Raw genomic sequence first — 13,718 nt, 5'->3', positions numbered from 1 at the left:
CTCCTTCAGGAGCGTGTTGCAGTATATGCAACAGTCGTTGCGCATATCGCTTGACGCTGTCTAACATCCGAGCGGACGCCGGGTCAATGGACCCACAGGACCAGCGAGGAGTGCCAGGGTGACCGGAGCCGCAGCCGTCGACGGTGACGTCGTGGACGTCGTCTGCCTCGGCGAGTCCATGGTCACGTTCCTGCCGTCGCGGCCGGGCCGCCTCGCCGACGTGCCGTCCTTCGCCCGCACCATCGGCGGCGCGGAGTCGAACGTGGCGTGCGCGCTGTCGGCGGCCGGGCACGCGGTGAAGTGGGTCAGCCGGGTCGGGGCGGACGGCTTCGGCGACCACCTGATCGCGGCGGTCGCGGCGTACGGCGTCGACACCACCGCGGTCCGCCGGGACGCCACGCGCCCCACCGGCATCTACTTCCGGACGGCCACCGACCGCGCGACGGACGCCCACGAGGTCCTCTACTACCGTGCGAGTTCGGCGGCGTCCGCGATGTCCCCGGCCAACGTCCCCTACGAGGACCTCGCCGGCGCGCGCGTCCTCCACCTCTCCGGCATCACCGCGGCCCTCTCGCCCGACTGCCTCGCCCTGATGCGCACCCTCACCGCCCCACGCCCCGGCCGCCCGCTCGTCTCGTTCGACGTCAACCACCGCCCCGGACTCCGGCACGACGACCCCGCCGTCCTCCTCGACCTCGCCCGCGGCGCCGACGTCGTCTTCGTCGGCGAGGACGAGGCGGGAGAGGCGTGGGGCCTGCGCGGCGCGAAGGCGATCAGGGAGGCGCTCCAGGAGCCTGCGGTGCTGGTGGTGAAGCAGGGTGCGGGGGGCGCGGTGGCCTTCAGCCGCTGCGCGGAGCCATTCCCCACCCCGCCCCTTCCCGAACCGGGGGCTCTGCCCCCGGACCCCCGCGCCTCAAACGCCGGCGGGGCTCAGAATGAAGTGCCCCCCGACACCGTCACCCACGTACCCGCCCCGCGCGTCACCGTCGTCGCCCCCGTCGGTGCCGGAGACGCCTTCGCCGCCGGGTTCCTCTCCGCGACCCTCCGCGGACTGCCCACGCGGGACCGGCTCCGCCACGGACATCTCATGGCCGCCGCCGCCCTCACCGTCCCCGGCGACCTCGGGACCCCGCCGCCCACCCCGTATGCCGACCGCCTCGTCGCCCTCGACGGCGAGGGCTGGGGGAGACTTCACCTCGGCCCCGGCTGGACCGCAGCCGCGCAGGCCACGGAGGAGGTACGTACGTCATGAGCCAGACCGTCGACCGCGCGCTCAGCATCCTGCCGCTGCTCGCGCAGGGCCCCGCAGACCTCGGCCAGGTCGCCGAGCGGCTCGGCGTCCACAAGTCCACCGCGCTGCGGCTGCTGCGTACGCTCCACCAGCACGGTCTCGTCTACCGCCAGCAGGACCAGCGCTACCGCCTCGGCGCCCGCCTCTTCGCCCTCGCCCAGGAAGCCGTCGAGAACCTCGACATCCGCGAGATCGCCCACCCCCACCTCGTCGCCCTCAACGAGCAGTGCGGCCACACGGTCCACCTCGCCGTCCACGAGGAGAACGAGGTCCTCTACATCGACAAGGTCGAGAGCCGCTACCCGGTCCGGATGTACTCCCGCATCGGCAAGCCCGTCGCCCTCACCGTCGCGGCCGTGGCGAAACTGCTCCTCGCCGACCTGCCGGAAGCCGAGCGCCGCGTCCTCGCCGAGCGCCTCGACTACCCCATGTACACGTCCCGTTCGATCCCGAACGCCGGCGCCTTCCTCAAGGAACTGGCGACCGTACGCGAACAGGGCTGGGCCACCGACCTCGGTGGCCACGAGGAGTCCATCAACTGCATCGGAGCTCCCATCCGCGGTGCGGACGGCCGCGTCGTCGCCGCCATGTCGGTCTCCGCGCCGAACGTCGTCGTGACCGCCGAGGAACTTCTCACCCTCCTCCCGCTGGTGCGCCGCACCGCCGACGCCATCACCCGGGAGTACTCAGGCACTGCCCCCCATTCGTAAGAGACCGGCCCACCGAAGGACACCGCATGACCGAGAAGACCGCGATCACGCCCCCCACCCACACCGCCCCGCCGGCCAAGTTCTCCCACGGCGTCCGCAAGGGCAACATCCTCCAGGTCGCGGGCCAGGTCGGCTTCCTCCCGGCCGACCGCGAGGGAACCGGCTCGGCCCCCACCGTCGCCGGGCCGACCCTGCGCGAGCAGACCCTCCAGACCCTCGCCAATGTCGCCGCGGTCCTGACGGAGGGCGGCGCGAGCTGGGACGACGTGATGATGATCCGCGTCTACCTCACGGATGTGGACCACTTCGCCGAGATGAACGCTATTTACAACGAGTACTTCGCGAACCTGGAGGAAGTGCCGGCCGCCCGCACCACGGTCTACGTCGGCCTCCCCAAGGGCCTCCTGATCGAGATCGACGCCCTCGCCGTACTGAGCTGATCTTCTCGGGCTTCGTGGTGGCCGCGGCACTGAGTCTGGCTCTCTAGGCTGTACGGGCGTACGGCCGTACAGCCGCGGGGCGCCCGGGACTTCACATCCCGGACGCCCTGCAGTCGCACCTGCGACTCAGCTTCCGCTGCAGTACTGCTGCTCCTTGCCGATGGAGCGATACATGCAATCGGAATTCTCCAGCAGCTGCAGCACCGCGTCCCGGTTACGGCTCGTCTCGCGCTCGATCACCTCGTCGGGCGGGTAGAAACCACCGCCCGCGAAGCCCGTCGGATACATCTCGAAGGTGTACGCGAAGATCTTCTGGTTGCCCCACAGCCAGTCGTCGATCGACCCGTCCGTGATGTAGAGGTCGCTGGACTGCTCGGCCGTGTAGCCGTTGCTCGCGGCCATCTTCCGGCCGACGGTGGCGAAGGCGTCGCGGTCGTCCTGGGTCAGGCCCGGGGCGGTGTCGGACCTGGTGTAGCCGTACGGCCACAGGACCAGCTCGCTGTAGGTGTGGAAGTCGATGCCGGCCTTGATCTGCTGCTTCCCGCCGACGACGCGGGAGCGTGCGAAGTCGGCGACCACCTTCACCTCGGGGGCGGACTCGGCGGACCGGCCACGGTACGTCTCCGAGCCGGGGGAGCCGGAGGAGCCACCGCAGCAGCCCCACTTGAAGTTCCAGTTGCGGTTCATGTCCGTGCCGACGTACGACGAACCGGAGTTGGGCTGCCGGTTCTTGCGCCAGCTGCGGTAGGAGCCGGTGGCGATGTCGTACTCGCCGCCGTCCGGGTTGAGGTCCGGGACGATCCAGATCTCGCGGCCGTTGACGGCGTTGGTGACCCGGGAGTCGGTGCCGTAGTCGTCGCCGAGCTCACGCAGCAGATAGAGGGCCATCTCGACGGTGAGGTGCTCGCGGGCGTGCTGGTGGTGGGTGAACAGGACCTCGGGCTCGTTCTCGTCCGTGGCGACGTTGTCGCTGACCTTGATGGCGATGATGTCCCGGCCCTGGTACGACTTGCCGATCACCCGTTTGCTCATGATGTTCGAGTGGGCCGCGATGCGCTGGTCGATCTCCGCGTTCATCTCGGCGTAGTTGTGGTAGCGCGCGTCGGCGGACGGGAAGTCGAACGGCTCGGCGGCCGTGCCCGCCGCCCTGCGCGACGGCGGCGCGGGCAGGGCTTCGAGTTCGTGGCCGAGTGCGCGGAGCCGCTTCGCCTGGGCGGCGTTGGCGCTGATGACGACGGTGTGGTCGCGGGCCTCGTCGATCGAGACGCCGGTCGCGGCGATGGCGTTGCGTTCGGCGACGGTGGACGGGCCGTGGATCTCGTACTGCCTGGTCTGCTCCTCGGTCTCGGCGGAGGCCGTGGGGGCCGTGGGCTCCGGCGCGGGCGAGGCGGTCGCGGTGAAAGGGACCGCCACGGCGAGGGCGAGCAGGGTCGCGAGGGCGGCGGACCGGGTGACGGACCTGCGGCCGCTGCCGCGTTTGAGAAGTCGCATGCTGTCTCCTGGGTAGGGAGTGTGGGGGTGGCTCAGTGCGACGTGAACGGCGTGCTTGTGGTGCGGATGTGACGGGCACATGGTGGGGGTGTGGCATGCACTGGTCAAGGGCGCACTTCGGCCACGAGTTCGATGATGAGGGGAAAGGCGGCCGCAACCGTGACAGACACGACGGAAGAAGACACAGGATCAGAAAAAGGGACAGTAATGTCCCCGCCCCGCAAGGCGAGCTGGCGACTCATCGGCCCGGGCATCGTCGTCGCGGCGACCGGCGTCGGCGCCGGTGACCTCGTCGCGACGCTGATCGCGGGCAGCAAGTTCGGCTACACCCTGCTGTGGGCGGCCGTCATCGGCTGTCTTGTCAAGATCTCCCTCGCCGAGGCGGCCGGCCGCTGGCATCTCGCCACCGGCCGCACCCTCTTCGACGGCTGGCGCAGCCTCGGCTCCTGGACCACGGTCTACTTCGTCGGTTACGTCGTCGTCTGGGGCTTCGTGTACGGCGCCGCGGCCATGTCCTCCAGCGCCCTTCCGCTCGACGCCCTCTTCCCGGACGTCATGGACCTCAAGTGGTGGGCCGTCGCCTGCGGCCTCGTCGGTCTCGTCTTCGTGTGGTTCAACCGCTACGCCGTCTTCGAGAAGGTCATGACGGTCCTGGTGGGCGTGATGTTCGTGGTCACCGTCTATCTGGCGGTCCGCGTCACGCCGCATCTCGGCGATGCCCTCGCCGGCCTCGCGCCCGTCCTCCCCGACGGCTCACTCGTCTACACCCTCGGCCTGATCGGCGGCGTCGGCGGCACCATCACGCTCGCCGCGTACGGCTACTGGGTCAACGCCAAGGGCTGGAAGGACGCGGGCTGGATGAAGGTCATGCGGCTCGACAACCGCGTCGCGTACATCACCACCGGCATCTTCGTCGTCGCGATGCTCTTCGTCGGCGCCGAGCTGCTGCATTCCTCGGGCATCGCGCTCGCCAAGGGCGACAAGGGCCTGCTGGACCTCGGCACGATCCTGGAGGACCGCTACGGTGCCACCACCGCCAAGCTCTTCCTGGTCGGCTTCTTCGCCACGTCCTTCACCTCGCTGATCGGCGTCTGGCACGGAGTGAGTCTGATGTTCGCGGACTTCGTCGGCCACTACCGGCCGTCCCTCGCCCCGGCCGGGACCGCCCGCGAGAAGTCACCGGCGTTCCGGATGTACCTGCTCTGGCTGACCTTCCCGCCGATCGTCCTGCTCTTCCTCGACCAGCCGTTCGGGCTCGTCATCGTGTACGGCGTGATCGGCGCGTTCTTCATGCCGTTCCTGGCGCTGACCCTGATCTGGCTGCTCAACTCCTCCCGTACGCCCGCCCAGTGGCGCAACGGCCTGCTGAGCAATGGGATGCTGGCCGCGGCCGGACTGCTGTTCGTCGTGCTCTGTGTGCAGCAGGTGCGCGATCTTCCGTGGTGACAGGCCCGCCATACTGGTGGACATGACATACGGCGGCTATCCCGACCAGCACAGCCAGGGCGCGGCACCGCCCCCGCCTCCCGGCTTCGGCCCCCCGCCTCCGGGCTTCGGTCCTCCGGTACCCGTGCCGGTACAGCCCCCGTACGGCGGGCCGGTACAAGCCCCGTACGGCGGGCCGGGGCAGGCCCCGTACGACGGGCCGGAGTTCCTGGTGCACGACAAGGTCAACTCCGTCATCGTCGACGTGAACGGTGTGGCCCTGGAGGTCCAGGGCCACACCATGGAATTCCCCTGGTCGGTGATCCGGACCGTCCACCACGCCCCTGCACCGCACGGCACGGTGCTCATGGTGGCCGTAGCCCATGCCGACGGCATGCTCTACGAGTGCCGGGTCGCCGCCCGCCGCCAGGCCGTGCTGCATCAGTGGCTCGGAGAGCTCGGCGCGGTGCTTCAGTTCTATCTCGCGAACCGCCCGCCCGCGTACTGAGCACCTGCCGGGCAGCACGGCGGCAGCGCCGCCGGTGGGGGCGGCGACGCTGCCTGTCGGGGGATGGTCAGGGCCGATCGGTCAGGGCCGATCGGTCACGCTGGTTGCTCGCGGCCGGCCGGTCGCGGCAGGTTGGTCACGGCAGGTTGTGGACGTGCGGGCCGACCGCGTTGGACCAGGCGTTGCCGGCCGTCGCGTCCCAGTTCGTCGACCAGGTCATCGCGCCGCGCAGGTTCGGGTACGTACGCGAGGGCTTGAACGATCCGCAGTTGGTGCCGCGGGCCAGACAGTCCAGCGCGTTCTTCACGATCTGCGGGTCGACGTAGCCGCTGCCGGCGCCACGGGTGGAGGCCGGGACCCCGAGGCCGACCTGCGACGCGTCGAGGCCGCCCTCCAACTGGATGCAGGCGAGCGCGGTGAGGAAGTCCACCGAGCCCTGGGAGTAGACCTTCTGGTCGCAGCCGAGCATCGAACCGCTGTTGTAGTACTGCATGTTGACGACCGTCAGGATGTCCTTCACCGCGAGCGCGGTCTTGAAGTACTCGGTGCCGGTGCTCTGCATGTCGATGGTCTGCGGAGCCATCGTCAGCACCAGTGAGGAGCCCGCCTTCTGCGAGAGCTGGCGCAGCGCCTTCGACAGATACGCCGAGTTGATGCCGTGCTCCAGGTCGATGTCGACACCGCTGAAGCCGTACTGCTGCATCAGGGAGTACGCGCTGTTGGCGAAGGCGGTCGCGGAGGCGTCACTGTTGATCGTGACGTTGCCCTTCTCGCCGCCGACCGAGATGATCACGGACTTCCCGGCGCTCTTCTTGGCGCTGATGTCGCTCTTGAACTCGTCCACCGAGCCATAGCCGACGGCCGGGTCCAGATTGAAGGTGATCTCGCCGGGCGTCGCGGTCGAGTCGGCGAACGAGACCGCGATGATGTCGTACTGCGACTGCACGTCGCGCAGCTTCTGCACGGTGGCGCCGTTGTTGAAGTTCTGCCAGTAGCCGGTCAGTGCGTGCTTCGGCACGGCCGGGTTTCCCGGGTTGCCGTTGTCGGACGTCGTCCCGGTCACCGCCGCGGACTTCGGCGACTCGCCCGCCGCGTTGGTCGCGGTCACCTGGAACTGGTACGAGGTCGACGCGGCCAGGCCCGTCACGGTGGCCGAGGTCCCGGTCACCGACTGGACCTTGGTGCCGTCCCGGTACACGTTGTACCCGGTCGCCCCGGAGGCCCCGTTCCAGCTCAGCGCCACGGACGACGAGGTCACCGCCCCGACGGCGAGCCCGGCCGGAGCCGGCGGAACGACCGGGTCGGGGTCACCGCCGCCGCCCCCGTCCGGCCCGAACACCGAGATGTCGTCGGCGTAGTAGGCGGCCTGCCCGTACCAGCCGTGCGTGTAGACGGTCACCGAGGTCGTACCGGCGCCCGTCGTGAAGCTGGTCCTCAGCTGCGACCACGTGGAACCCCCGGGCGTCCAGGTCGACACGTCGGTGGTCCCGGTCCCGCTCGCCCCGAGGTACACGTACGATCCCTGCACCCAGGCGCTCAGCTGATACGTCGAGTTGGGCTTGACGGTCACGGTCTGCGAGCACTTCGCGTTGTCCTGCCCGGCGGGCGTGCCCTTGAGTGCGCCGGCCCCGCCGTGCACGGGCGACGACACGATGGCCCCGGACCCGCCGGAACACGTCCAGTTGGCGAGCCCCGACTCGAACCCGGCGTTCTTCGCCACGTTCACGTCCGCGGCCTGTGCGGTGCCGGCCCCGCCGGCGATCCCGAGCCCGACGCCGACGGCCAGCGCCAGGGCTCCGCCGAGCCATCTTCGTACGCCTGTGGTGCGGTCCACTTGCTGCCTCCGGTGGGGGAGTTGACGGTGTGTGGGGGGAGAAGCTTCGGAGTGCTGGAACGGTGGCCACCGCTGGGCGTACAAGTTGGTCCAGACCAATCGGGTTGTCAAGACCTCTGGAGGAAGGCCGTATACGGGCCCATGCGGGCGGCGGGGAGCATCTCTCGAAGTCAACCGGGCTGTTTCGGCCCGTTCGTGACCGACCGTGTGTAGGTTGTGACCGTCAGCGTGTGATGTGTGTGCAATCCGGGTCGCGATTGGCCCACTGACGTTGCTCTGGGGAGGGCGCGGTGCACAGGCGCAGTGGACGGTCCGGCTTACGGGGCCTCTGTCGCGGGCGGCTACCGCCGTTCGCGGGCGAGGCCTGCGCTGTCGGTACGCACGCCCTCCGGCGTGAAATTGATCAATGAGCGCGCCGTCATCGACCCGAGCGGCCTCGCCGCCGGATCGGTGGAACTCCAACTCAACTGGATCCACATGCTTCGTGCGCACGTGTCAATTCGCGCGCCTTTTCGATCTTGGTACGGGTTATCCGGCAGGTTCGCTCATTCGGGTCCTGGAATCGGAGGCTCCGGGCCGTAATTCGTTTGAGTTATGGATGAGTTAACAACTGACGAGTTCGTCCGGCTTTGCCTGTGTGCATGTCGTGAGCGTTGCCCGGCAGCGATCAGAAAGGTGTTCTCTGCCCCGTAGGACGCGGATAAAGTGCTGAGGCAGGAGCACGAGCAGGGAGAACTGCGGTCGCCGGGAACCCCCGGCGGCTGGAGCTGAACGGGGAATGAGCGTGCCGACCGCAATAGCCGTCACCAGTGCTGACCTGGTGCTACCGCCAACGGACCAGCAGACGCCCACAGCCGCGCTGCTGCCGTCGCCCGATGTGCAGCCGCTGGACGCCGCACTCGCCGACATGCAGGTGCTGCTGGAGCAGCACGGCTACGTGGTGGCGCTCTACCCCGCCTCGATCCCGCTCGCGCACCAACGCAGACTGCACACGGTCCGCTCCGTGCTGGAGAGCGACCGCATCGCCCTGATGAAGCTGGACCTGCCGCCGCTGGGGATCGCCGTCCTCGTACGGCAGCTGCGGCAGCTCTCCATTTGCGACTTCAGTGCCGGAATCGTGGCCTCCGCCGCGCGGTTGCTCTCCCACTACATCTACGCGGGCGCTCTGCTCAACTCGGTCGCGAAGCTGGACCGGGTGCCGGTGAGTCTCAAGTCACACGCCAAGTCATGGGTGCCCGGTTCGCAGTTCGGCGTGCTGGCGAACCCCACTCCGCAGCTGGTCAAGATCGGCGGCGGTCAGCTCGCGGGACCCGAGTTCGGCACCCGGCTGCTCATGGCGAGCGGACAGCTGCAGAGCGACTGGGTGACCACGACCCTCGCTCCGGCCTGGCACGTCCAGGGCGTGCAGGAGGCCGCGCTACCAGCCGATTCGGCACGCTGGTGGGGCACCCCGAAGATGATCGAATTCGCTGCCTATCTCCCTGATATCTCCGTCGTCTACCAGCTGGTCGCGTCCGTGAGACGGGAGACATGTTCCTGGTGCGGAATCGAACTCATCGGTGACCGCTGCGGATTCTGCTCCGCGCCGCTGGCGCCGGCCGAGAACCAAACACCCGCTCCTGGTGTCCTGAACCACGGAACACCTATGCACCACGGGTCATAGCCGCCCTCGGGCGGCCGATCAGGCCGGTGGCGGGATGCCCCGGCGCAGGCCTCGGTCCGATCGTGCCGCCTTCTGGTTGTCCGCTCCGTCAGTCCACGTCTCCCAGCGAGGTTGTCCTCCTCATGAATTCACGGCAACGCCGCGGCGTCATTCTTCTGCTCCTCTCGGTCCTCTGCGCCTTCGGCGCGTTCGTCGGCGTGCTCTCGGTGATCAGTGATGTGAATTCCAAGGTCGGGCCGGAGGTGGATGCGTACCGCATCAAATCGGACGTGGCTCCGTACACCGCACTGCAGCCGGGCCAGTTCGAGAAGATCAAGATGCCGAAGCGCTGGCTCTCGCGGAACGCGGTGACCGACATATCGGTGGTCGACGGCAAGATCGCCGTCACTCAGCTGCGCAAGGGCTCTCTGCTCCAGGACGACATGATCGTCAAGCGGCCGGCACTGGAGAACGGCGAGCAGGAGATCGCCATCATGATCGATGCCGCCACGGGTGTCGCGGGCAAGATCACCCCGGGGGACACCGTCAACATCTTCGCCACGTTCGGGGGCGACAAGGACGGCGCCAACAACGAGTCCCGCATCATCGTCGCCAACGCCAAGGTCATCGACGTCGGGCGGCTGACCGCCCTGGAGCCCAAGGGCGACGACAGGGACCGTGCGGCCACCGAGGCCGTGCCCATCACCTTCGCCCTGAACACCAAGGACGCCCAGCGCGTCGCGTACGCCGAGTCCTTCGCGGAGCACGTGCGTCTCGCCCTCCTGGCCAAGGGAAGCCCGACCACGCTGCGCCCGGGTGAGGGCAAGTACACCCTCGAAGGGGACAAGTGAGGGCCGTATGAGCACCAGAATCCTCCCGGCCGTCGGTGACGCCGACGCCGCCCGATCCATCACCACCCTCCTCAGCCAGCTTCCTGAGGCGGAGCCGGCGGGGCCGGTCGGTGATTCGACCTCGCTCATCGACACGCTCGCAAGGCTGGCCGCCGAGTCGATCGACGAGCTCCCCGAGGTCGTGCTGGTTCATGAGCGGATCGGGCCGGTTCCGGCGCTCGAGCTGATCCGGGAGGTGGCCCTCCGCTTCCCCGCGGTCGGGGTCGTTCTGGTCACGGCGGACGCCAGCCCGGGTCTCTACTCCGCGGCCATGGACTCCGGCGCGCGCGGTCTGGTCGGACTGCCGCTGTCGTACGAGGAGCTGGTCCAGCGGGTGCAGTCCGCGGCCTCGTGGTCGGTCGGCGTACGCCGCCACCTGGGGCAGGGCGGCGACGTGTTCACCGGACCCGGTGGCACCGTCCTCACCGTCTCCGGGGCCAAGGGCGGCGTGGGCGCCACGGTCACCGCCGTCCAGCTCGCCCTGGCCGCCCGGGCGTCCGGGATGAACACCGCGCTGGCCGACATGGATCTGCAGGGCGGCGACGTGGCGTCCTACCTGGACGTGCAGTTCCGCCGCTCGATCGTGGACCTCGCGAGCATCCAGGACATCTCGCCGCGAGTGCTGCAGGACGCCGTCTTCAGCCACCAGACCGGCATCGGACTGCTGCTGGCACCCGGAGAGGGCGAGCGGGGCGAGGAAGTCACCGACAGGTCCGTACGACAGATCGTGAGCGCGCTGCGCAACCGCTACGAGGTCGTGATCATCGACTGCGGTACGCAGATGAACGGTGCCAACGCGGCAGCCATCGAAATGGCCGACATCACCCTGCTTGTGACCACCCCGGACGTCGTCGCCGTCCGTGCGGCCAAGCGCTTGGTCCGGCTCTGGGACCGGCTGCAGATCCGCAAGGCCGAGGAAACCATCACGCTGGTCAACCGGTTCATACGGAACACGGAGATCCAGCCCCCGCTCGTGGAGAGGATCACCGGCACCCGGGTCGCCCGGTCGGTCGTCCCCGCCAACTTCAAGGAACTGCAGTCGGCCGTCGACGCCGGCCGGATGCAGGACCTCGAGACCAGGTCCACCGTGAAACAGGCGCTGTGGGGACTGGCCGGTGAGCTGGGAATCGTCAAGATGCCCGAGGGCAACGAGAAAGCCGGAAAGTTCCGCAACGACCGGGGCTCCGTCGGCCTGCGACGCCGACGAGGCAGTCGATTCGAGGGGGAGAGTTGAGCGATGCGCGTGCTGAGCGCACCACCCGCCGCTTACGCCACGGCACACGGCCGTAGCGGCCGCCGAGAGCATGACCGCGGCCAGGTCGCCGTAGAGTTCCTCGGCCTGTTCCCGCTGATCATCGTCGTCTGTGTCCTGCTGTGGCAGTGCGCCCTGCTGGGCTACACGTACATCCTCGCGGGCAACGCGGCGGACGAGGGTGCGAGGACCGGAGCGGTTGCTGCGGGCCAGCGTGACCAGAAGTGCCGCGAAACCGTCGAGAGCCAGCTGGGCTCGTGGCTGGACGGCTCGGACATCAACTGCGGTGTTGGCAACGGGTTCGACGGTCTCTACAAGGCCGATGTCGAGCTGGAGGTTCCGATTCTCTTCCCCGGCACCGTGAGCTTCCCCTTCACGGTCAAGGGCGAAGCCGCCTTCGTCGAGGAGGGCTGACGGCATGCGTACGCATATCCACAACCGGCGTGACCGGCGTGACCGGCGTGACCGGCGCGACCGCGGCATCGTGTCCCTCGAATTCGCCGGTTTTCTGCCGCTGCTGCTGATCCTCGGCCTCGGCGCGATCCAGCTGGGCATCGCCTTCTACGCCGCATCGCAGGCCGGCACCGCGGCGCGCGCCGGCGCACGTGCCGAGACCGACGACGACTTCCGGACCCAGGGGGAGTACACGGCCCGTCAGGCCGTCAGCAACTGGCTGCAGGACGGCTTCGACGAGTTCGACTACAACCCCCGGAGCGGCGGCAGCGAGGTGACCGTCACCGTCAAGATCAAGATCCCATCGCTCGTCCCCGGCATCACCGACTGGGGCGACGCCGAGCGCAGCTCCACCATGCCGAGCGACTGACCCGGGGAGCACCGGAGAGCACCGAAGAGCGCCAAAAAGCACCACCACCCCGTACGACCGAGGAGTTACGCACATGAGCCTGAGGGCACGCATCACCGCCCCCGAGGAGCGAGGAGGCGGCCGGGACGACGGCCACCTGGTGGCCACGTACCGTGCCAAGCTCCTCGAGGAGATCGACCTCGCGGAGATGTCGGCGCTGGCCACGGCCGAGCGCCGGGCGCGGCTGGAGCGCGTACTCGGGCACATCATCAGCCGTGAGGGCCCGGTCCTCTCGGCGACCGAGCGGTCCCAGCTCATCCGCCGCGTCGTCGACGAGGCCCTCGGACTGGGCGTCCTGGAGCCCCTGCTGGAGGACGCGTCCATCACCGAAATCATGGTGAACGGACCCGACCAGATCTTCGTCGAGCGCGGCGGCCGGGTCGAACTGCTGCCGATGCGCTTCGCCTCCAACGAACAGCTGATGCAGACGATCGAGCGGATCGTCTCCACGGTCAACCGCCGTGTCGACGAGTCGAACCCGATGGTCGACGCCCGGCTGCCCTCCGGCGAGCGTGTGAACGTCATCATTCCGCCGCTGGCCCTCTCCGGCGCCACGCTCACGATCCGCCGCTTCCCCAGGGCGTTCACCCTCAGCGAGATGATCGGGTTCGGCTCGCTGGACGAGCCGATGCTGTATCTGCTCTCCGCGCTCGTCCAGTCCAGGCTCAACATCATCGTGTCCGGAGCCACGGGTACCGGAAAGACGACGCTGCTGAACGCGCTGTCCGGACTCATCCCGGAGGGCGAGCGGGTCATCACCATCGAGGACTCCGCCGAGCTCCAGCTCCAGCAGCAGCATGTGATCCGTCTCGAGTCCCGCCCGCCCAACGTCGAGGGCAAGGGCCAGATCACCATCCGCGACCTGGTCCGCAACTCGCTGCGTATGCGCCCCGACCGCATCATCGTCGGTGAGGTCCGCGGTGGCGAAACGCTTGACATGCTCCAGGCAATGTCGACGGGTCATGACGGCTCCCTCGCGACCGTTCACGCCAACAGCGCCGAGGACGCGATCATGCGGCTGCAGACGCTGGCCTCCATGTCCGAGGTGAAGATCCCCTTCGAGGCGCTGCGCGACCAGATCAACAGCGCGGTCGACTGCGTCGTCCAGCTGACCCGTAACGCCGACGGCGCGCGAAAGATCACCGAGATCGCGATGCTCGACTCACGTGGCCGGGAGCCCTTCAGGCTCGCGACCGTCGCCCGGTTCAACGCCCGGCCGATGGCCCCCGACGGTCGTGTGTACGGCGAGTTCCAGTACTTCCCGCTCCCGCGCCGCCTCGCCGACCGTCTCTTCATGGCCAGTCAGCCCGTCCCACAGGCATTCGGCGTCGCAACACACGAGGACCAGCTCGCCACCCGAGAGGCCAAGTAGG

General features: G+C 68.7%; 13 protein-coding genes. 11 read left to right on the top strand and 2 right to left on the bottom strand.

The window, feature by feature from the left end; translation table 11 throughout:
* Window positions 1-178: 178 nt before the first annotated feature.
* Genes ACZ6ZQ_RS15990 through ACZ6ZQ_RS15980 form a run of 3 tightly spaced genes read left to right on the top strand, consistent with a single transcriptional unit; the run spans window position 179 to window position 2,441 of the window.
* Window positions 179-1,252 carry a sugar kinase gene (locus ACZ6ZQ_RS15990; protein WP_469769223.1) on the top strand — a complete coding sequence of 358 codons (1,074 nt, stop codon included), beginning with the start codon at window positions 179-181 and terminating at the stop codon, window positions 1,250-1,252.
* The gene (locus ACZ6ZQ_RS15985; RefSeq protein ID WP_469769138.1) at window positions 1,249-2,001 is read left to right on the top strand and encodes an IclR family transcriptional regulator; all 753 of its coding nucleotides are present in this window, start codon (window positions 1,249-1,251) and stop codon (window positions 1,999-2,001) included. Before ACZ6ZQ_RS15990 ends, ACZ6ZQ_RS15985 begins: the two co-directional genes overlap by 4 nt.
* 26 nt (window positions 2,002-2,027) lie before the next feature.
* A complete protein-coding gene (locus ACZ6ZQ_RS15980) occupies window positions 2,028-2,441 on the top strand; it encodes a RidA family protein (RefSeq protein WP_469769137.1) in 414 nt (137 codons plus the stop codon).
* A 126-nt stretch (window positions 2,442-2,567) separates the two neighbouring features.
* On the opposite strand, the gene ACZ6ZQ_RS15975 is transcribed toward ACZ6ZQ_RS15980, so the two are convergent.
* Window positions 2,568-3,932, bottom strand: coding sequence for a M14 family metallopeptidase (locus tag ACZ6ZQ_RS15975; RefSeq protein WP_469769136.1), 1,365 nt, complete (start codon window positions 3,930-3,932; stop codon window positions 2,568-2,570).
* A 207-nt stretch (window positions 3,933-4,139) separates the two neighbouring features.
* On the opposite strand from ACZ6ZQ_RS15975, the gene ACZ6ZQ_RS15970 reads away from it, so the two are divergent.
* Together ACZ6ZQ_RS15970 and ACZ6ZQ_RS15965 are read left to right on the top strand one after the other, a co-directional pair.
* Window positions 4,140-5,378 carry an Nramp family divalent metal transporter gene (locus ACZ6ZQ_RS15970; protein WP_469769135.1) on the top strand — a complete coding sequence of 413 codons (1,239 nt, stop codon included), beginning with the start codon at window positions 4,140-4,142 and terminating at the stop codon, window positions 5,376-5,378.
* Between the two features lie 22 nt (window positions 5,379-5,400).
* Window positions 5,401-5,865 (top strand): hypothetical protein, encoded by a 465-nt coding sequence (locus ACZ6ZQ_RS15965; protein ID WP_469769134.1) that lies wholly within the window; start codon window positions 5,401-5,403, stop codon window positions 5,863-5,865.
* 136 nt (window positions 5,866-6,001) lie between these two features.
* On the opposite strand, the gene ACZ6ZQ_RS15960 is transcribed toward ACZ6ZQ_RS15965, so the two are convergent.
* The gene (locus ACZ6ZQ_RS15960) at window positions 6,002-7,699 is read right to left on the bottom strand and encodes a chitinase (protein ID WP_469769133.1); all 1,698 of its coding nucleotides are present in this window, start codon (window positions 7,697-7,699) and stop codon (window positions 6,002-6,004) included.
* Window positions 7,700-8,477: 778 nt separating this feature from the next.
* Between ACZ6ZQ_RS15960 and ACZ6ZQ_RS15955 the strand changes: the two genes are divergently transcribed.
* The 6 genes from ACZ6ZQ_RS15955 to ACZ6ZQ_RS15930 all read left to right on the top strand — a co-directional run bounded on the left by ACZ6ZQ_RS15955 (window position 8,478) and on the right by ACZ6ZQ_RS15930 (window position 13,717).
* On the top strand, window positions 8,478-9,362 hold the full coding sequence (locus ACZ6ZQ_RS15955; protein ID WP_469769132.1) for a hypothetical protein: 885 nt from the start codon (window positions 8,478-8,480) through the stop codon (window positions 9,360-9,362).
* A gap of 122 nt (window positions 9,363-9,484) precedes the next feature.
* Window positions 9,485-10,192, top strand: a complete 708-nt coding sequence (gene cpaB, locus ACZ6ZQ_RS15950; protein WP_469769131.1) for a Flp pilus assembly protein CpaB — start codon at window positions 9,485-9,487, stop codon at window positions 10,190-10,192.
* 7 nt (window positions 10,193-10,199) lie between these two features.
* Window positions 10,200-11,465, top strand: coding sequence for an AAA family ATPase (locus ACZ6ZQ_RS15945; protein ID WP_469769130.1), 1,266 nt, complete (start codon window positions 10,200-10,202; stop codon window positions 11,463-11,465).
* 3 nt (window positions 11,466-11,468) lie between these two features.
* A complete protein-coding gene (locus ACZ6ZQ_RS15940) occupies window positions 11,469-11,897 on the top strand; it encodes a TadE family protein (RefSeq protein WP_469769129.1) in 429 nt (142 codons plus the stop codon).
* 4 nt (window positions 11,898-11,901) lie between these two features.
* A complete protein-coding gene (locus ACZ6ZQ_RS15935; protein ID WP_469769128.1) occupies window positions 11,902-12,306 on the top strand; it encodes a TadE/TadG family type IV pilus assembly protein in 405 nt (134 codons plus the stop codon).
* Window positions 12,307-12,379: 73 nt separating this feature from the next.
* A complete protein-coding gene (locus ACZ6ZQ_RS15930) occupies window positions 12,380-13,717 on the top strand; it encodes a CpaF family protein (protein WP_469769127.1) in 1,338 nt (445 codons plus the stop codon).
* Window position 13,718: the final 1 nt, after the last annotated feature.

Source organism: Streptomyces sp. NPDC053673 (genome assembly GCF_055585225.1).
This window is presented reverse-complemented; position numbering and strand designations above follow the sequence as displayed.